General features: G+C 55.5%; 16 protein-coding genes. 8 read left to right on the top strand and 8 right to left on the bottom strand.

All coding sequences use genetic code 11. From position 1 onward, the window contains the following. Positions 1-114: 114 nt before the first annotated feature. The 5 genes from argO to epd form a co-directional block, all read right to left on the bottom strand. Positions 115-735, bottom strand: a complete 621-nt coding sequence (gene argO, locus AB3U87_RS02230; protein WP_301253210.1) for an arginine exporter ArgO — start codon at positions 733-735, stop codon at positions 115-117. A gap of 179 nt (positions 736-914) precedes the next feature. Then, positions 915-1,811 carry a small-conductance mechanosensitive channel MscS gene (gene mscS / locus AB3U87_RS02235; RefSeq protein ID WP_301253209.1) on the bottom strand — a complete coding sequence of 299 codons (897 nt, stop codon included), beginning with the start codon at positions 1,809-1,811 and terminating at the stop codon, positions 915-917. A 285-nt stretch (positions 1,812-2,096) separates the two neighbouring features. Beyond that, a complete protein-coding gene (fbaA, locus tag AB3U87_RS02240) occupies positions 2,097-3,176 on the bottom strand; it encodes a class II fructose-bisphosphate aldolase (RefSeq protein WP_125287332.1) in 1,080 nt (359 codons plus the stop codon). A gap of 90 nt (positions 3,177-3,266) precedes the next feature. Next, on the bottom strand, positions 3,267-4,427 hold the full coding sequence (pgk, locus tag AB3U87_RS02245) for a phosphoglycerate kinase (protein WP_253458627.1): 1,161 nt from the start codon (positions 4,425-4,427) through the stop codon (positions 3,267-3,269). Between the two features lie 22 nt (positions 4,428-4,449). Further along, a complete protein-coding gene (gene epd / locus AB3U87_RS02250; protein WP_253458624.1) occupies positions 4,450-5,496 on the bottom strand; it encodes an erythrose-4-phosphate dehydrogenase in 1,047 nt (348 codons plus the stop codon). Positions 5,497-5,981: 485 nt separating this feature from the next. Here epd and AB3U87_RS02255 point away from each other — a divergent pair, with 485 nt between their 5' ends. Further along, on the top strand, positions 5,982-6,719 hold the full coding sequence (locus tag AB3U87_RS02255; RefSeq protein ID WP_301253206.1) for a bactofilin family protein: 738 nt from the start codon (positions 5,982-5,984) through the stop codon (positions 6,717-6,719). A gap of 98 nt (positions 6,720-6,817) precedes the next feature. Here the strand turns inward: AB3U87_RS02255 and tkt are convergent, their stop codons facing one another. Further along, complete coding sequence (tkt, locus tag AB3U87_RS02260) at positions 6,818-8,809, bottom strand: transketolase (RefSeq protein ID WP_394148248.1); 1,992 nt, start codon at positions 8,807-8,809, stop codon at positions 6,818-6,820. Positions 8,810-9,083: 274 nt separating this feature from the next. On the opposite strand from tkt, the gene loiP reads away from it, so the two are divergent. Further along, positions 9,084-9,836, top strand: a complete 753-nt coding sequence (gene loiP / locus AB3U87_RS02265) for a metalloprotease LoiP (RefSeq protein WP_125287327.1) — start codon at positions 9,084-9,086, stop codon at positions 9,834-9,836. Between the two features lie 41 nt (positions 9,837-9,877). Here the strand turns inward: loiP and speB are convergent, their stop codons facing one another. Further along, a complete protein-coding gene (gene speB / locus AB3U87_RS02270; RefSeq protein WP_125287326.1) occupies positions 9,878-10,801 on the bottom strand; it encodes an agmatinase in 924 nt (307 codons plus the stop codon). A gap of 142 nt (positions 10,802-10,943) precedes the next feature. Next, positions 10,944-12,920 carry a biosynthetic arginine decarboxylase gene (speA, locus tag AB3U87_RS02275; protein ID WP_125287325.1) on the bottom strand — a complete coding sequence of 659 codons (1,977 nt, stop codon included), beginning with the start codon at positions 12,918-12,920 and terminating at the stop codon, positions 10,944-10,946. Positions 12,921-13,460: 540 nt separating this feature from the next. On the opposite strand from speA, the gene metK reads away from it, so the two are divergent. From metK to gshB, 6 genes are all read left to right on the top strand, one after another. Further along, positions 13,461-14,615: a methionine adenosyltransferase gene (metK, locus tag AB3U87_RS02280; protein ID WP_394148251.1), complete on the top strand. Its 1,155-nt coding sequence runs from the start codon at positions 13,461-13,463 to the stop codon at positions 14,613-14,615. Positions 14,616-15,028: 413 nt separating this feature from the next. Beyond that, complete coding sequence (locus AB3U87_RS02285; protein ID WP_253458610.1) at positions 15,029-16,426, top strand: sugar porter family MFS transporter; 1,398 nt, start codon at positions 15,029-15,031, stop codon at positions 16,424-16,426. A 69-nt stretch (positions 16,427-16,495) separates the two neighbouring features. Further along, positions 16,496-17,008 (top strand): SprT family zinc-dependent metalloprotease, encoded by a 513-nt coding sequence (locus AB3U87_RS02290; RefSeq protein WP_370734671.1) that lies wholly within the window; start codon positions 16,496-16,498, stop codon positions 17,006-17,008. Positions 17,009-17,115: 107 nt separating this feature from the next. After that, positions 17,116-17,820 carry a deoxyribonuclease I gene (gene endA / locus AB3U87_RS02295; protein ID WP_370734670.1) on the top strand — a complete coding sequence of 235 codons (705 nt, stop codon included), beginning with the start codon at positions 17,116-17,118 and terminating at the stop codon, positions 17,818-17,820. 72 nt (positions 17,821-17,892) lie between these two features. Beyond that, positions 17,893-18,624 (top strand): 16S rRNA (uracil(1498)-N(3))-methyltransferase, encoded by a 732-nt coding sequence (gene rsmE, locus AB3U87_RS02300; RefSeq protein ID WP_253458602.1) that lies wholly within the window; start codon positions 17,893-17,895, stop codon positions 18,622-18,624. Between the two features lie 54 nt (positions 18,625-18,678). Then, positions 18,679-19,623: a glutathione synthase gene (gshB, locus tag AB3U87_RS02305; RefSeq protein ID WP_125287319.1), complete on the top strand. Its 945-nt coding sequence runs from the start codon at positions 18,679-18,681 to the stop codon at positions 19,621-19,623. Positions 19,624-19,692 lie beyond the last annotated feature (69 nt).

Consider the following 19,692-nt stretch of genomic DNA (forward strand, 5'->3'; position numbering starts at 1 on the left):
AAGCCGGCCTGACTACAGCGTACCGGCTTCCACAATTTATCCATCAGTTCGCATCTTAGTGCGATTGTACCTGCCAGACTATGACCTTAATTCCTGGAATGAGTTCGGCCGTGTTTACCAGATATTCAGCGCCTGCAGCGCCAGCTTCAGGGCGATCAGCCACATCACCAGCCCCACCAGCAGATTAATAATACGCTGCGCCCTGGTGGTATTGAGACGCGGTGCCAGCCAGGCGGCAAGGATAGCCAGGCCGAAAAACCAGATTAGCGAGGCACAGGCCGATCCCAGTGCAAACCATTTGCGCGCTTCTGCCGGAAGCTGGCCGCCCAGGCTACCCAGCACCACAAAGGTATCGAGATAGACGTGCGGATTCAGCCAGGTTACGGCCAGCATGGTGGCGATAATGCGCCAACGGCTTTGCTTCATCGCTTCCGATGACGCCAGCGCCACATCGCCGCTGAAGGCGGTACGCAGCGCCCCCCAGCCGTACCACAAAAGAAACAGTACGCCGCCCCAGGTTACCAGGTTCAGCAGCAGGGTGGAATGGGTCAGCAGCGCGCTGCCACCGAACACGCCACCGCAAATCAGCAGGATATCGCTCAGCGTACAAAGCGCGGCGGTCATTAAATGGTAGTGGCGGCGCACGCCCTGGTTCATCACAAAAGCATTCTGCGGCCCCAGCGGCAGGATCAGCGCGGCGCCCAGCGCCATGCCCTGCAGAAAAACGGCAAACATAGAGTCTTCCTCAAACGGTTTCAGCTGGCGGCGAGTGTATAGCGACAGCATCATTAGAGGAAATTGAAGATTCTAATACTCCATAAACTTAGCTAATGATAACGATCGGTAAAAAGGCGAACCGCAGTCCGCCTTTTCTTTTGCATGATGAGCAAGCCGTCAGGCTCAACCGGCTAACACTACTCTGCCTTTGCCTGTACTGGCGCAGCAGTCTGAGCAGCGTCGCTTTTTGTCTCGGCCGTCTGATGCAGGTGCACATCCATCTGCGGATAAGGGATACCGATATTGTTGGCATCCAGCGTGCGCTTGAAGTTCTTCATCAGATCCCAGTATACGTTTTGCAGATCGCCCGCGTTGCTCCAGCAGCGCACCACGTAGTTAACCGACGAAGCCGCCAGCTCGTTCAGGCCAATCTGTACGCCCATATCCTGCAGCACGCGAGGATCGGCATCCACCACTTCGCGCAGCAGTTTGAGAACCTGGTCCGCGTCGGCATCGTAGGAGACGCCAATGATAAATTCATTACGGCGAACCGGCTCGCGAGAGAAGTTTACGATGTTGCCGGCGATAATTTTACCGTTTGGCACCACAACGGTTTTGCCGTCCGCGGTTTTCAGCGTGGTAGAGAAAATCTGTACCTGTTGTACGGTGCCCATAATGCCGATATCGATAAAGTCACCGGTGCGGAATGGACGAAAAGTCACCAGCAGCACGCCAGCTGCCAGGTTGGAGAGCGAGCCCTGCAAAGCCAGACCGACGGCCAGACCTGCGGCACCCAGCACGGCGATAACCGACGCCGTCTGTACGCCTACGCGCCCAAGCGCCGCAATCAGCGTAAACGCAATCACGGCATAGCGCACCAGCGCCGAAAGGAAATCGGCTACGGTGGCGTCGATATGACGAGCGCGCAGCACCTTGTTCAGCGTTTTTGAAATGATACGCGCTACGATAGTCCCGATAATCAGGATGATAATGGCCGCTACAATATTTACCGCATAGCTCAGCAGCAGCGCCTGATTGTGTACCAGCCAGCTGCCAGCGCGGTTAACGCCGTCGACTACGTTCAAATCTTCCATTTGCTTATCCTGTTGTTGTTCCCCGCCGGGAAGTAAGCAGACTGCCAGTCCAGGCTGGCATCCCAAACCTCAAGCGTAACTAAAAATGCTGTCTGGTGCCAAATAACGAGGCAAATTAATAATTTGTTACCGCAAAGGCGCTTTTTTTGCAGGGTTTTTAATAAGGGAAAAGCCGATAGCCGCGCCAATATTTACAGAAATGCAGAAGGCAAACTTCGCTGACGTTCTAAAATTTGCCCATAAAAAAAGGCTCCGCGAGGGAGCCTTCTGTTCAGAACGAGAAAATTACAGTACGTCTACCGCGTTCAGTTCTTTAAACGCCTGCTCCAGACGAGTAATCATGGAAGTCTGAGCAGAGCGCAGCCATACGCGCGGATCGTAGTATTTCTTGTTTGGTTTATCAGCGCCTTCCGGGTTGCCCAGCTGCGCCTGCAGATAACCTTCGTTCTTTTTGTAGTACTGCAGGATGCCGTCCCAGGTCGCCCATTGGGTATCGGTATCGATGTTCATCTTGATCACGCCGTAGCTGATAGACTCTTCGATTTCAGCAGCGGAAGAACCGGAACCGCCGTGGAAAACGAAGTCCAGCGCGTTGTGCGCCAGGTTATGTTTTTTGGTCACATATTCCTGAGAATCACGCAGGATGGTTGGCGTCAGCTTAACGTTGCCTGGCTTATACACGCCGTGAACGTTACCGAAAGAGGCCGCGATGGTGAAACGCGGGCTGATTGCGTTCAGTTTTTCGTAAGCATAGTTCACGTCTTCCGGCTGGGTGTACAGTGCGGAAGCATCCATATGGCTGTTATCAACGCCGTCTTCTTCACCGCCGGTGCAGCCCAGTTCGATTTCCAGCGTCATGTTGATTTTTGACATACGCGCCAGATACTTGCTGCAGATTTCGATGTTTTCTTCCAGCGACTCTTCAGACAGGTCGATCATGTGGGAAGAGAACAGCGGTTTACCGGTTTTTTCAAAGTGAGCTTCGCCCGCGTCCAGCAGACCGTCGATCCACGGCAGCAGTTTTTTCGCGCAGTGGTCGGTATGCAGGATAACCGGCACGCCGTAGTGTTCCGCCATCTGATGCACGTGATGCGCACCGGAGATTGCGCCCAGGATGGCTGCAGCCTGCGGCTTATCGGACTTCAGGCCTTTACCGGCGATGAACGCCGCGCCACCGTTGGAGAACTGGATGATAACCGGCGCTTTAACTTTCGCGGCGGTTTCCAGCACGGCGTTGATGGAATCGGTGCCGACACAGTTAACCGCTGGCAGTGCGAATTTGTTCTCTTTTGCGACTTTGAAGATTTTCTGTACGTCGTCACCGGTGACAACGCCTGGTTTTACGAAATCAAAAATTTTAGACATGTCTTTTGTCCTGTTTCGTCGGCAGTAGGAAAAGATGTTGCGCCTTAAGGGGCAAATCATTCTGGCGGAGGCAGCCCTCCGCCCCAGAGGTTACTGTTTCGCGCGTTCTTCCAGCATAGCTACCGCAGGCAGTTTTTTACCTTCCACGAACTCAAGGAAAGCGCCGCCGCCGGTAGAGATATAAGAAATCTTATCTTCAATGCCGAAGAGGTCGATGGCAGCCAGCGTATCACCGCCGCCTGCGATAGAGAATGCGTCGCTGTCGGCAATGGCTTTCGCCACGATTTCGGTGCCTTTGCGGAAGTTCGGGAATTCAAACACGCCCACCGGGCCATTCCACAGAATAGTTTTGGCTTCTTTCAACAACTTAGCCATGGCTTCTGCGGTTTCGTCGCCAAAGTCCATGATCTCTTCATCATCTTTAACTTCGGAGACTTTCTTCACGGTTGAAGGCGCAGTTTCAGAGAATTCCGTGCCGACGCGGGAGTCGGTTGGCACAGGAATTTTATATTCGTCGCGCAGTTTTTTCGCAGCTTCCACGAAATCCGGCTCGTACAGGGATTTACCCACCTTGTTGTCGATAGCCACGAAGGTGTTGGCGATGCCGCCGCCTACGATCACCGTATCGGCGATTTTCACCAGCGAGTTCAGCACGTCGAATTTGGTGGAAACTTTAGAACCGCCAACCACCGCCACCATTGGACGAGCAGGCTCTTTCAGCGCTTTACCCAGCGCTTCCAGCTCATCGGCCAGCAGCGGGCCAGCGCAGGCTACCGGCGCAAATTTCCCCACGCCATGCGTGGAAGCCTGGGCGCGGTGCGCGGTGCCGAAGGCGTCCATCACGTAAACGTCGCACAGTGCGGCATATTTTTTCGCCAGCGCCTCGTCGTCTTTCTTTTCGCCTTTGTTAAAACGAACGTTTTCCAGCACTACCAGCTCGCCCTCGGCGATATCAACGCCTTCCAGGTAGTCTTTTTCCAGACGAACCGGAGAAGAAAGTTTTTCTTTCAGGTAGTTAACCACTGGCAGCAGGGAGAACTCTTCGTTGTACTCGCCTTCGGTCGGGCGGCCCAGGTGAGAAGTGACCATCACTTTCGCACCCTGTTTCAGCGCGGCTTCAATGGTTGGCAGTGAAGCACGGATACGTGCGTCAGAGGTGACTTTGCCCTCTTTAACCGGCACGTTTAAATCAGAACGAATCAGTACGCGTTTCCCGGCAAGATCCAAATCGGTCATTTTAATTACTGACATGGTGAGTCCTCTCGTTGATTCTCTAAATTTTAAAGGCGCAGTCCGCGCCCTGGCTGAAACCGCTGGCGGCCATGGCTAACGTCGTGTCGAGCATTCGGTTAGCAAAGCCCCATTCGTTGTCGCACCAGACCAGCGTTTTGATCAGGTGCTGTCCGCTGACCCGCGTTTGCGTGCCGTCCACAATGGCACTGTGCGGATCGTGGTTAAAATCAATGGAGACTAACGGTAGTTCCGTATAGTCAACTATACCACTAAATGCTTTTTCTGATGCGTTTCGCAGCAGCGCATTCACCTCGCAGGCCTTTACCGGCGTGCGGACGCTGACGCTTAAATCAATGGCGGTCACGTTGATTGTCGGTACACGCACGGCGATCGCTTCGAAACGGTCATTGAATTTCGGAAAAATACGCGCGATACCGGCGGCAAGGCGAGTATCGACCGGAATTATCGACTGGCTGGCTGCGCGAGTGCGGCGCAAATCAGTGTGGTAAGCGTCAATAACCTGCTGATCGTGCATGGCGGAATGGATGGTGGTGACCGTTCCCGACTCAATGCCGAAAGCATCATCCAGTAACTTAATCACAGGAATAATACAGTTAGTGGTGCAGGAGGCGTTAGAGACGATCAGATCGCTGGCCTTTAGCGCTTTTTCATTGACGCCGTAAACCACGGTAGCGTCAAGATCGTTGCCGCCCGGATGGGAAAACAGGACTTTTTTCGCCCCGGCGGCAAGGTGCGCTTCGCCGTCTTCGCGGCTGCCCCAGACGCCGGTGCAGTCCAGCACCACATCCACGTTCAGCTCCTTCCAGGGGAGATCGGCGATAGCGGCCCGATGCAGAATGCGCACAGGATCTTCGCCTATCCACAGCAGATCCCGCTCCTGACGAACGTCCCATGCAAAACGGCCATGACTGGTGTCATATTTCAGCAGATGCGCCATGCCGGCGGCTTCCGCCAGCTCATTAACCGCCACGACGGTAATCTCCGCGCGGCGTCCGGTTTCATAAAGCGCGCGCAGCACGTTGCGCCCAATGCGTCCAAAACCGTTGATGGCAATACGAACCGTCATATCACTCCTGCATCCAAATTCTGTGCAAAACCGGAGCGTTAGCCTGAGCCAGGCGTTCCCGTTTGTACAGGGAATTTTTGCGTTACCGGGCCGTTTTTCCCACGGAAAGAGGTCAGTGCCAATGCTTGTTGAAACGGTTCAGCTACAATAAAGACAATGCGGAATAATTGGAATGCGCCAGATCAATCCACAGTTTAAAAATCTGACCTGCATCACATTTAGATAAGGTTCTGTATAAAAAACAGGCCAACAACGCTCAACAAAGTAGTAAAGTAACTTTTACTGATATTTACTTTCAAGTAACCAGTTAGCGACACGATCAACGGAATTTTCTTACTTTTGCAGGTAAATATCAGAATTTTCTCTCTGACAACCGTTTCCAGGAAGGAGACGCCCACAGCAGAGCGCCGGTAAAAGCGCGGCTGGCTGTAGCGAGATCGGGAAAGATCTGGCGTCCACTCTCTGGTCACTAACCGTGCCGGAATATGAATTACAACTTGCTTTGGTATCTCTGGATTATCTGGGCTTCAGCGCTGCTCGTCTATTCCCTTAGCTGGGCGACAACGCTGTTGCTGATCCGCCAGCATCGGGGACTGTTAATGGCCGCAGCCTCCGCCATTTTTACCTGGCTTGCCTTCAGGAAATTCACGTTAAATAAGGAAATAGCGATGTTCAAACGTAAAGAGAATCCCCGTCAACCCAGCGCTCCGCTGAATTACACTTCGCCCGTGCCGCCCGCTTCCGCTTCGCTAATGGACAGCGAATTTGAAGAAAGCGTCTCTGCCGCAACCGTCGTCAGCGTCGCCAGCGCGCCTGCCACAGGCACCACCACCATCCCGGATACCTGCACCATCGTAGGTGAAATCAGCGCCGCAGGCGATATTCATATCACCGGCAGCGTTAACGGTAAGGTGAATTCAGAAAAAACCGTTTTTGTGCAGAAAGATGGGCGGGTCGAAGGGGAAATCTGGGCGCAGCGCACCGAAATCAGCGGCGAGCTGAAAGGATTATGCTGTAGTCGGGAGGTGGCCATTAACGCCAACGGATTTATGGATGGCACCATTGAGTGCGAATCGCTTTCGATCAACCAGCAGGGTAAATTTTATGGCCAGTCCAAGCCTTATAAGACGGAAAGAGAGCCGGAAAGCAACGTGGTGAAAAGCTTTGCGGAGCCGGTGATACCGCCCAGCCAGGATTTCCATTTGCGGGACACCGCGCAGTAGGTAAAAAGGTTCGCCTGTTTGCACAGGCGAACCGGATTGATTACGGCTTAAGCGATTGCCAGGAAGGTTCACCTGCTTGCACAGGCGAACCCGGTTTATTACAGCAGCTCTTTCGCTTTAGCGACCACGTTGTCTACGGTGAAGCCGAAGATTTCAAACAGCTTCTCGGCCGGTGCCGACTCGCCAAAGGTGGTCATGCCAACCACCGCGCCATGCAGGCCGGTGTATTTGAACCAGTAATCGGCGATACCGGCTTCAATCGCCACGCGCGCGCCAACCGCTTTCGGCAGTACGGCTTCACGGTAGGCCGCATCCTGCTTGTCGAAAGCATCGGTAGACGGCATGGACACCACGCGCGCCTTACGCCCTTCCGCGCTCAGCTTCTCGTAAGCACCAACCGCCAGCTCCACTTCAGAACCGGTCGCAATCAGGATCACTTCCGGCGTGCCGTCGCAATCTTTCAGGATATAGGCGCCGCGAGCCACGTTAGCCAGCTGCTCGGCGCTGCGATCCTGCTGCGCGAGGTTCTGGCGGGAGAAGATCAGCGCGGTTGGGCCGTCGTGACGCTCAATCGCATATTTCCAGGCTACCGCAGACTCAACCTGGTCGCACGGACGCCATACGCTCATGTTCGGCGTGACGCGCAGGCTGGCCAGCTGCTCAACCGGCTGGTGCGTCGGGCCATCTTCACCCAGACCGATAGAGTCGTGGGTATAGACCATCACCTGACGGATTTTCATCAGCGCGGCCATACGGGCAGCGTTACGCGCATATTCCACAAACATCAGGAAGGTGGCGGTATACGGCAGGAAACCGCCGTGCAGCGTAATGCCGTTGGCGATAGCGGTCATGCCGAACTCACGCACGCCGTAGTGAATATAGTTGCCCGCCGCGTCTTCGTTGATCGGCTTAGAACCAGACCACATGGTCAGGTTGCTTGGCGCCAGGTCGGCGGAGCCGCCCAGATATTCCGGCAGCAGCTTGCCGAAAGCTTCCAGCGCGTTTTGTGAGGCTTTACGGCTGGCGATTTTGGCCGGATTGGCCTGCAGCTGCTCAATGAATTTCTGCGACTCGGCCTGCCAGTTTTCCGGCAGCTCGTTTTTGGTGCGGCGCTGGAACTCCAGAGCCAGCTCGGGATAAGCTTTGGCATAGGCCGCGAACTTCTCGTTCCAGGCCGCTTCTTTCGCCTTGCCCGCTTCTTTGGCATCCCACTGCGTGTAGATATCCTGAGGGATTTCAAACGGCGCGTGGTGCCAGCCCAGCTGTTTACGGGTCAGCGCGATTTCTTCGTCGCCCAGCGGCGCGCCGTGGGAATCGTGCGTGCCAGCTTTGTTCGGCGAGCCGAAACCAATTACGGTTTTGCACATCAGCAGTGAAGGCTTGTCGCTGACCGCTTTTGCTTCTTCAACCGCTTTGCGGATCGCTTCCGCGTCGTGGCCGTCCACGCCGCGCACCACGTGCCAGCCGTAGGCTTCAAAACGCTGTGCGGTATCGTCCGTGAACCAGCCGTCGATGTGACCATCAATCGAGATGCCGTTATCATCATAGAAAGCCACCAGCTTGCCCAGCTTCAGCGTACCGGCCAGCGAGCAAACTTCGTGCGAGATCCCTTCCATCATGCAGCCGTCGCCCATAAACACGTAGGTATTATGATCGACAACGTTATGGCCTGGACGGTTGAACTGCGCGGCCAGCGTGCGCTCGGCGATAGCCATACCCACGGCGTTGGCGATGCCCTGCCCCAGCGGGCCGGTGGTGGTTTCAACGCCGGCGGTGTAGCCGTATTCCGGGTGACCTGGAGTTTTGGAATGCAGCTGACGGAAGTTCGCCAGCTCGGCAATCGGCAGATCGTAGCCAGAGAGGTGCAGCAGGCTGTAAATCAGCATTGAGCCGTGGCCGTTGGACAGCACGAAGCGGTCACGGTCGGCCCACAGCGGGTTGGTTGGGTTATGGTTCAGGAAATCACGCCATAACACTTCGGCAATATCCGCCATGCCCATGGGCGCGCCAGGGTGGCCGGATTTCGCTTTCTGTACAGCATCCATACTTAATGCGCGAATGGCGTTCGCAAGCTCTTTACGAGAAGACATGTTCTACTCCAGGTCGGATTAAAGGCTTCGCCGTCCTTAACCTATTTTAATCAATGAGTTATCAGGCAAAGCTGCAAAAGACGACCCTCAATGTACATGAAAGAGCAGCCGAATGTACATGGCGAAAAGTGCAAAAAAACAGGGCCATACTTGCGTTTTTCAGACGTTGGAACTATGCATTAGCGCGCAGGAAGTTAACATAGTGCCAGTCTTATTCCCTGCCTTTAACGGCAGGTGTTTGTTTTTATTACCTTGTTATCTAATGGATGGAAATATGAAAATACCCGCTTCTCTGATGGCGCTGGCCGTCGCTACCGCACTGACCGGCTGTCAGAATTTTGACAGCAACGCGCTGTTGCAGTCTGGCGCGCAGGCTTATCAGGCCGCTTCGCTTAGCGACGCGCAGGTAAAAGAGCTGAGCGTAAAATCGTGCGAGCAAATGGACAGCGAAGCGCAGATTGCACCCGCCGACAGCGTTTACACCCAGCGCCTGAATAAAATCGCCGCCGCGCTTGGCGATAACATCAACGGCACGCCTGCTAACTATAAGGTTTACCTGACCAAAGACGTCAACGCCTGGGCGATGGCCAACGGCTGTATCCGCGTTTACAGCGGCCTGATGGATATGATGACGGACAACGAAGTGGAAGGCGTGCTGGGCCATGAAATGGGTCACGTGGCGCTGGGCCATACCCGCCGCGCGATGCAGGTCGCTTACGGCACCACCGCAGCGCGTACTGCGGCCGCATCCGTTGGCGGTATTGCCGCTACGCTGTCGCAGTCGCAGCTGGGCGATCTGGGCGAAAAGCTGGTTAACGCGCAGTTCTCGCAAAAACAGGAGTCACAGGCGGACGACTACTCGTTCGATCTGCTGAAAAAACGCGGTATCAGCCCGCTGGGTCTGGAAACCAGCTTTGAGAAACTGGCGAAGCTGGAAGGCGGCAGCGCGAGCACCATGTTCGATTCTCACCCTTCTTCCGAGTCCCGCGCGGCGCATATTAAAGCGCGCATCGAAGCCGGAAAATAAGCCTGAACAAGGCCAGCCCTGCGGCTGGCCCCTTTCGACGATTACTCGCCTTTATTCACAGCCTGAACGTGCAGCATATCCAGCGCCAGCGTGGCGGCGGCCAGCGCAGTGATATCGGACTGGTCATAGCCCGGCGCGACTTCCACCAGATCCATGCCCACAATGTTCAGCCCTTGCAGACCGCGCACCAGCTTAGTTGCTTTGTCCGAGGTCAGACCGCCGACAACAGGCGTGCCCGTGCCCGGCGCGTGAGCCGGATCCAGACAGTCGATATCAAAAGTCAGATAAACAGGCATATCGCCCACGATCTCTTTCACCTGCGCGATGATATCGTCGACGCTGCGATCGTTAATCTGCGCCGCATCCAGCACGTTGAAGCCCAGCGATGCATCGAACTCGGTGCGAATACCAATCTGCACGGAGCGCGTCGGATCGATCAGCCCTTCCTGCGGCGCGGTGTAGAACATGGTGCCGTGGTCGAACTTCGGGCCGTTGGAATAGGTATCGGTATGCGCATCAAAATGCACCAGCGCCATTTTGCCGAAGTGTTTCGCGTGCGCGCGCAGCAGCGGCAGCGTGACGTAGTGGTCGCCGCCAAAGGTCATCATGCGTTTGCCGTTAGCCAGCAGCTTCTCCGCATGGGCCTGCAATTTGTCGCTCATATCCTGCGAATCGCCAAAAGCGTAAACCAGGTCGCCGCAGTCAACGACGTTCAGACGCTGACGCAGATCGAAATTCCACGGCCAGCGGCAGCCTTCCCAGGCCAGGTTAGTGGAGATCTGACGGATGGCGCCCGGCCCTAAGCGGCTGCCGGGACGGCCGGACGTGGCCGCGTCAAACGGTACGCCGGTGATCACCCATTCGGCGTCGCTGTCGTACGGCTGGAAGTTAACCGGAAAACGCATAAAACCAAAAGCATTGGAAACCAAAGAGTTATCGTACTGGTTGCCCAGAGTATTATACATAAGCCCCTCTCTTGCTGTCGGCCAGGCTGGCCTTGCTGTTATAGCTAAAAAAAATCCCCGTCGCGTCGTTAGGCCCGACGAGAAAGGGATTGGGTTCAGGTTGTCAGGCGGAAAAAGCGCCGCCCGACCGCGCGGCTAAGGCTTACTCATCTTCCAGATAAGTGTAGCCGTAGAGGCCCGCTTCAAACTCTTCGATAAACTGCGCGCGCAGCTCATCGTCCAGATCGGATTCGGCAATCTGCTTGCGGAAATGCGTCAGCAGCTCGTTCGGATCCAGCTGCACGTATTCCAGCATGTCCGCTACGGTATCGCCTTCGTCCGACAGCTGCACATCAACACGCCCATCCGCGTAAGCATAAACGTCAACCGCTTCGGTATCGCCGAACAGGTTGTGCATATTGCCCAGGATTTCCTGATATGCGCCGACCATAAAGAAGCCCAGCATCGGCGGATTATCCACGTCGTACTGCGGCATCGGCATGGTGGTAGCGATACCGTCGCCGTCCACATAGTGGTCGATGGTGCCGTCTGAATCACAGGTAATATCCAGCAGCACGGCGCGGCGCTCCGGCTTTTTATCCAGCCCTTCCAGCGGCAGCACCGGGAACAGCTGATCGATGCCCCACGCGTCCGGCATGGACTGGAACAGCGAGAAGTTGACGTAAATCTTATCCGCCATACGCTCCTGCAGCTCGTCGATAATCGGACGGTGCGCGCGGTTACCCGGATCCAGATGCTGCTGAATGTAGTTACAAACGCTCAGGTAAAGCTGCTCGGCCCAGGCGCGCTGCTCCAGATTGTAAATGCCCTGAGAGTAGCCCGTATGGATATCAAACAGATCCATCTGGCTGTCGTGCAGCCATTCACGCAGCGAGCGACGATTGTTCAGCTCGTGCATCTCCTGCCACGTATCCCACAGGCTGATAATCGGGCGAGGCGCATCCGCTGGCGGCGACTCCGGCGTAATAAACTCGTTGCGTTCCACGCCGATGATGTTGGAAACCAGCACGGTATGGTGCGCGGTAACCGCACGACCTGATTCGGTGATGACCGTCGGATGCGGCAGATTGTGCTCCTCACACGCATCGCCGATAGCCCAGATCACGTTGTTGGCGTATTCGTTCAGGCCGTAGTTGACCGAACAGTCGGACTGGGAACGCGTTCCCTCATAGTCCACGCCCAGGCCGCCGCCCACGTCGAAGCACTGGATGTTGACGCCCAGCTTCGCCAGTTCGACATAGAAACGTGCCGATTCGCGTACGCCGGTGGCGATATCGCGGATATTCGCCATCTGCGAGCCGAGGTGGAAGTGCAGCAGCTGCAGGCTTTCCATTCTGCCGGCTTCGCGCATGATCTCAACCAGCTTCAGCACCTGCGTAGCGGACAGGCCAAACTTGGACTTTTCGCCACCGCTGGACTGCCATTTGCCGGAGCCCTGCGAGGCCAGGCGCGCGCGGATGCCAAGACGCGGCACCACGTTCAGGCGTTCCGCTTCTTCCAGCACCAGCTTCACTTCGGTCATCTTTTCCAGCACCAGATAGACTTTGTGGCCCATCTTTTCGCCGATCAGCGCCAGACGAATATATTCACGGTCTTTGTAGCCGTTACAGACGATCACTGAACGGGTCATGCCCGCATGCGCCAGCACCGCCATCAGCTCCGCTTTGGAGCCCGCTTCCAGCCCCAGCGGCTCACCGGAGTTGATCAGCGATTCGATCACGCGCTTATGCTGGTTAACCTTAATCGGATAGACCAGGAAATAGTCGCCGCGATAGCCATAGGATTCCCGCGCGCGCTTAAACGCTGCGTTAATGGAGCGCAGGCGATGCTGTAAAATTTGAGGGAAACAGAACAGCGCGGGCAGGCGTTGCCCTTCGGCCTCGCGCTCTTTAACCAGCCGGGCCAGATCGACGCGCGCTTCCGGCACGTCGGGATCGGGACAGACGCTGATATGCCCCAGCTCATTGACGTCGTAATAATTATTGCCCCACCAGGCAATATTGTAGGTGCGCAGCATTTTGCTGGCATCTTGATCGCTCATGGCCACCTCCTGCATTGAGCGGAGTACACCCTGTTCGCCTGCTGACGAACCCTTAATCATCTTGCTGTCGTCAGACATCGCGAGCCTCGAATTTCAATGATGCGGAACAGTTAACTACTATCGCAGGGAAAACCCACGACAACAACCCATCGACTACCGGGCATCCCAGCATAAAACGCTGAGGAACCGCACCAGGCGATATCAGAAGTATAACATTAAACACGTCGCGGACTCCGGCACCCAGCTGCGCTGAGGAAACGAAAAAGAGGAGATTTTCGACAATAAATTTCGGCATTGCGATCGGCGCTACATCGGCGGCGCTTTATACAATCAGCACGACAGGAATGCAAAATTTAAATGTAAGGAACAACAAGGGACACGGTAATTTTTACAAAATTCCCCGGTTGTTTCCGATAAAAAATGCTGGCAATCTGTTTAACGAGTAACCTAAAATAGCCGTCCAGATGTGAATCCATCTATACTGGTTAACTTCTAAGCGTCTTAAATTAAATTATTGTACTGCTCATGGCTTTGCCTGAGGGGGCGCAGAGAGAGAAAACCGTTTCTTTTTAGCGCTATGCAGTCGATCCCAACCCGTTTCAGTAAGGTAAAGAATAAATGGCTAAACACCTTTTTACTTCCGAGTCCGTCTCAGAAGGCCATCCCGATAAAATCGCCGACCAGATCTCTGATGCCGTGCTGGATGCCATCCTTGAGCAGGATCCGAAAGCCCGCGTCGCCTGTGAAACCTACGTAAAAACCGGCATGGTGCTGGTCGGTGGCGAAATCACCACCAGCGCATGGGTAGATATCGAAGAGATCACCCGTAATACCGTGCGTGAAATCGGCTATGTTCATTCCGACATGGGCTTTGATGCCAACTCCTGCGCGGTGCTGAATGCTATCGGCAAACAGTCACCGGATATCAACCAGGGCGTGGATCGCGCCCATCCGCTGGAACAGGGCGCGGGCGATCAGGGCCTGATGTTCGGCTATGCCACCAACGAAACCGACGTGCTGATGCCTGCGCCGGTGACCTACGCGCACCGTCTGGTGCAGCGTCAGTCCGAAGTGCGTAAAAACGGCACCCTGCCGTGGCTGCGTCCGGATGCGAAAAGCCAGATCACTTTCCAGTACGATGCGGGCAAAATCGTTGGTATCGACGCGGTAGTGCTTTCTACGCAGCATTCAGAAGATATCGATCAGAAAGCGCTGCAGGAAGCGGTGATGGAAGAGATCATCAAGCCGGTTCTGCCAGCTGAATGGATCAACGCCGGTACCAAATACCATATCAACCCAACCGGCCGTTTCGTTATCGGCGGCCCGATGGGCGATTGCGGCCTGACCGGTCGTAAAATCATCGTGGACACCTACGGCGGCATGGCTCGTCACGGCGGCGGCGCGTTCTCCGGTAAGGATCCGTCAAAAGTTGACCGTTCCGCAGCCTACGCGGCACGCTACGTGGCCAAGAACATCGTGGCTGCCGGCCTGGCCGATCGCTGTGAAATCCAGGTTTCTTACGCCATCGGCGTTGCGGAACCGACTTCCATCATGGTAGAAACCTTTGGTACAGAAAAAATCTCTACCGAACAGCTGACGCTGCTGGTACGCGAGTTCTTCGACCTGCGTCCTTACGGCCTGATCCAGATGCTGGATCTGCTGCACCCAATCTACCGCGAAACTGCGGCTTACGGTCACTTTGGCCGCGAGCACTTCCCATGGGAAAAAACCGACAAGGCCGCACAGCTGCGCGAAGCGGCTGGCCTGAAGTAAGGTTTTACCTATCGCATCAAGGGCACCTAAAGGGTGCCCTTTTTGCTGCCCGCTGGCTGGCAGATTGGTAAACTCCGTATACACTTTTGCAGGCCTTCGTCGCCCCGCATGTTAACGGTTACATCCAGAAACATCAGGCAGCATCTGATAATTAAGAATTTCCAGCCTTAACAAGAGTAGCGGGAATGCGCTATTTTCAGCGCTGTCCGATAGAGGGCCAGCAGGGAACCAGGAGAAGCTATTTAGTGCTATGCCTGAACGGTTATAAAGCGTAAGCGCGTATGAAAACCACTGTTTTCAGAAAGATCTGGTGTGTAACCGATTACACCGTGTGATCGCCCGCACAGTCTTTCGCGCCGGGTTTTTTTAACATTTATAAAAACAATATACAGTACCACTAATATGGAGGCTTCATGCCTGATAATAAGAAACAGAGCAGAACATCCAACAAGGCGATGACCTTGTTCGTATGTTTACTCGCCGCACTCGCCGGCCTGCTTTTCGGGCTGGATATCGGCGTGATTGCCGGCGCTTTACCTTTCATTGCGAAAGATTTCAACGTCACTGCCCACCAGCAGGAATGGATTGTCAGCTCGATGATGTTCGGTGCCGCCGTCGGCGCCGTCGGCAGCGGCTGGATGTCCTCTTACCTCGGTCGTAAAAAGAGCCTGATGATTGGCGCCGTGCTGTTCGTTATCGGCTCGCTGTGGTCAGCCATGGCGGGAAACGCGGATATGCTGATTGTGGCGCGCGTGCTGCTGGGCCTGGCCGTCGGCGTGGCTTCCTTTACCGCTCCGCTTTACCTTTCTGAAATCGCACCGGAAAAAATTCGCGGCAGCATGATCTCGCTGTACCAGCTGATGATCACCATCGGTATTCTGGGTGCCTATCTCTCCGATACCGCGTTCAGCTACACCGGCGAATGGCGCTGGATGCTGGGCATTATCACTATCCCGGCGGCCCTGCTGCTGGTCGGCGTCTGCTTCCTGCCTAACAGCCCGCGCTGGCTGGCGGCGAAAGGCAACTTCCGCGATGCGCAGCGCGTGCTGGATCGCCTGCGCGACACCAGCGAGCAGGCAAAACGCGAGCTGGATGAAATCCGTGAAAGCCTGAAGATCAAACAGTCCGGCTGGAATCTGTTCAAAAACAACGGTAATTTCCGCCGTGCGGTCTGGCTGGGTATTCTGCTACAGGTTATGCAGCAGTTCACCGGTATGAACGTCATCATGTACTACGCGCCGAAAATTTTTGAAATTGCCGGCTTTACCAATACCACCGAGCAGATGTGGGGCACCGTTATCGTTGGTCTGATCAACGTGCTGGCGACCTTTATCGCTATCGGTCTGGTGGATCGCTGGGGCCGTAAGCCGACCCTGAAGTTGGGCTTCCTGGTCATGGCGATCGGTATGGGCGTGCTGGGTACCATGCTGCATATCGGCATTCACTCTGCCGGTGCACAGTACTTTGCAATCGCTATGCTGCTGATGTTTATCATCGGCTTCGCCATGAGCGCCGGCCCGCTGATCTGGGTACTGTGTTCTGAAATTCAGCCGCTGAAAGGCCGCGATTTTGGTATCACCGTTTCTACGGCGACCAACTGGATTGCCAACATGATCGTCGGGGCGACCTTCCTGACCATGCTGAACACGCTGGGCAACGCCAATACCTTCTGGGTCTACGCAGGTCTGAATATCCTCTTTATCATTCTGACTATTATGCTGATCCCGGAAACCAAAAACGTTTCTCTTGAGCATATCGAACGCAACCTGTTAAGTGGCAAAAAGCTGCGCGACATCGGTCAGCGCGACTAAGCTTCACTGGCCGGGGCAACCCGGCCAGCTTCATTGAATTCCCCTGCCTCACGTCGTATCCTCTGCACCATGAAATCCCCTCGACTTCCAATAGCCCTACAACAGGCCGTGATGCGTTCGCTGCGCGACAAGCTGCAGCAGGCTAATCAGCGCCTTGAACGTCACTATCCTGAACCAAAGCTGGTTTATCAGCAGCGCGGTACGGCTGCGGGCACCGCCTGGCTGGAAGCCTGGGAGATCCGCCTGAATCCGGTGCTGCTGCTGGAAAATCAGGAAGCTTTTATCAATGAAGTGGTGCCGCACGAGCTGGCGCATCTGCTGGTATGGAAACAGTTTGGCCGCGTGGCGCCGCATGGCAAAGAGTGGAAGTGGATGATGGAAAGCGTGCTGGGCGTGCCTGCACGACGCACCCACCAGTTTGCTATCGAATCGGTGCGCAGCCGCGCTTTCCCCTATCGCTGCCGCTGTCAGCAGCATCAGCTGACCGTACGCCGTCATAACCGGGTCACGCGTGGCGAAAGCGAATACCACTGCGTTCACTGCGGCGAAAAATTGCTGCCCGGCACGTTTACGCCCGCATAAAAATCGGCCTGGCGTCAAAAAAAGCGCTGATAAAGCACGCGACGATTTCCTGTTATCCGGCGCTTCTGCTACTCTCGCCGCTTTATTGACTGACAGAAAACCGGACTATGTTACGCAAAATTATTGGCTGCTTTTCGCTGCTGACCGCCTTCTTTGCCCACGGGTTAAGCCCCAACAACTACCATCAGAATAATTTCAGCCAGGCAAAAGCCTATGCCGCGCAAATCAATGCCGATGCGCCAGGCTCTTTTTACTGCGGCTGTAAAATTAACTGGCAGGGGAAAAAAGGCGTGCCGGACCTCGCCTCCTGCGGCTATCAGGTACGCAAAAACGCCAACCGCGCTAACCGCATTGAGTGGGAGCACGTGGTGCCCGCCTGGACTTTCGGCCACCAGCGCCAGTGCTGGCAGGAAGGCGGCAGAAAACAGTGCGCCAAAGACGCGGGCTATCGCCGTATAGAGTCCGATCTGCATAACCTGCAGCCTGCCATCGGCGAGGTTAACGGCGATCGCGGCAACTTTATGTACAGCCAGTGGAACGGCAGCGAGCATCAGTACGGCCAGTGCGAAATGAAGATCGATTTCAAGAACAAGCAGGCTGAACCGCCAGCGCGCGCGCGCGGCGCCATCGCCCGCACCTGGTTCTATATGCGCGACCAGTACCAGATTGCGATGTCGAAACAGCAGACTCAGCTGATGACGGTCTGGGACAAGCAGTATCCGGTTACCGCCTGGGAATGCGAGCGCGATAACCGCATCGCAAAAGTCCAGGGCAACCACAACCCCTATGTACAGCGTGCTTGCCAGCGGTAAAATCTGTGGCCTAAACTGGACAGCATGTCTTGGCCGCGCCCGCCGCGGCCAGTTACTTTTATCAGGATCCCCATGCGTATACCCCGCATTTATCATGCCGAACCGCTGGTCGTCGGCAGCGAAGTTTTCCTCAACGAAGAAGCGGCAAATCACGTAGGACGCGTACTGCGGATGAACGCCGGTCAGCGCCTGGAATTGTTCGATGGTACTAATCTGACATTTAGCGCCGAAATCGTGCAGGCGGATAAGAAAAATGTGCGCGTCGCCGTGCAGGAAAGTCGCGAAGAGTGCCGTGAATCCCCGCTTCACCTGCATTTAGGCCAGGTGATGTCGCGCGGCGAGAAGATGGAGTTCACTATTCAAAAAGCGGTGGAACTGGGCGTAAACAGCATCACCCCCTTGTTTTCTGAGCGCTGTGGCGTAAAGCTTGATGCCCAAAGGCTGGCGAAAAAAATCCAGCAGTGGCAAAAAATTGTGATTGCCGCCTGCGAGCAGTGCGGCAGAAATCGCGTGCCGGAGGTGCGTGAAGCAATGACGCTGGAGGCCTGGAGCGCCGAAGAGGACAGCAGCCTGAAGCTCAATCTGCACCCGAGAGCGAGCCAAAGCATCAATACCCTGCCGCAGCCCGTGGAACGCGTCCGTTTGCTGATTGGCCCGGAAGGCGGCCTGACGGCGGATGAGATCGCGATGACGGCGCGCTACGGCTTTACCGATATCCTTTTAGGGCCTCGCGTGCTGCGCACGGAGACCACCGCGCTAACCGCCATTACCGCCCTTCAGGTGCGGTTTGGCGATTTAGGCTGATAACAGGCACTGACGAGAAAAACGGCAGGCAAGAAAGCTCAACTGGAGAGACTAATGATTAAGCTTGGCATTGTGATGGACCCGATTAGCGCCATCAATATTAAAAAAGACAGCAGCTTCGCGATGCTGCTGGAAGCACAGCGCCGCGGTTATGAAATTCACTATATGGAGATGAAAGATCTCTATCTGCGCGGCGGTGAAGCGCGCGCCGCAACGCGTCTGTTGAGCGTTGAGCAAAACTACGACAAATGGTACGAGTTCGGCAGCGAGCAGGATATTGCGCTGGCCGACCTGAACGTAGTGCTGATGCGTAAAGATCCGCCTTTCGACACCGAATTTATCTATGCGACCTACATCCTTGAGCGCGCGGAAGAAAAAGGCACGCTGATCGTGAATAAGCCGCAGAGCCTGCGCGACTGCAACGAGAAGCTCTATACCGCCTGGTTTGCTGAGCTGACGCCGGACACGCTGGTGACCCGCAGCGCGCAGCAGATCCGCGATTTCTGGCAGGAGCACGGCGACATTATCCTGAAACCGCTGGACGGCATGGGCGGCGCCTCTATTTTCCGCGTGAAGCAGGAAGATCCAAACCTGTCGGTGATTATTGAAACGCTGACCGAGCACGGCAGCTTCTACTGCATGGCGCAGAACTATCTGCCAGCGATTAAAGAAGGCGACAAGCGCGTGCTGGTGGTGGATGGTGAACCCGTACCTTACTGCCTGGCTCGCATTCCCAAATCGGGCGAAACGCGTGGCAACCTGGCGGCCGGCGGCCGTGGCGAAGCGCGTCCGCTGTCCGAAAGCGACTGGGAAATTGCCCGCCGCGTCGGCCCAATGCTGAAGCAAAAGGGCCTGATTTTTGTCGGCCTGGATATCATCGGCGACAAGCTGACGGAAATTAACGTGACCAGCCCGACCTGCATACGTGAGATCGAGGCCGCATTCCCGATTTCAATTACTGGTATGCTTATGGATGCGATTGAAAAACGACTGGCCTGATAAGAAAAGGATTGACGGGCCTTCGTGCTAACCCTGTTGTTCGCCTGCGGCCTTTACCACAGGCGGGCA

This window comes from Erwinia plantamica (assembly GCF_043420595.1).
Classification (GTDB): domain Bacteria; phylum Pseudomonadota; class Gammaproteobacteria; order Enterobacterales; family Enterobacteriaceae; genus Erwinia; species Erwinia aeris.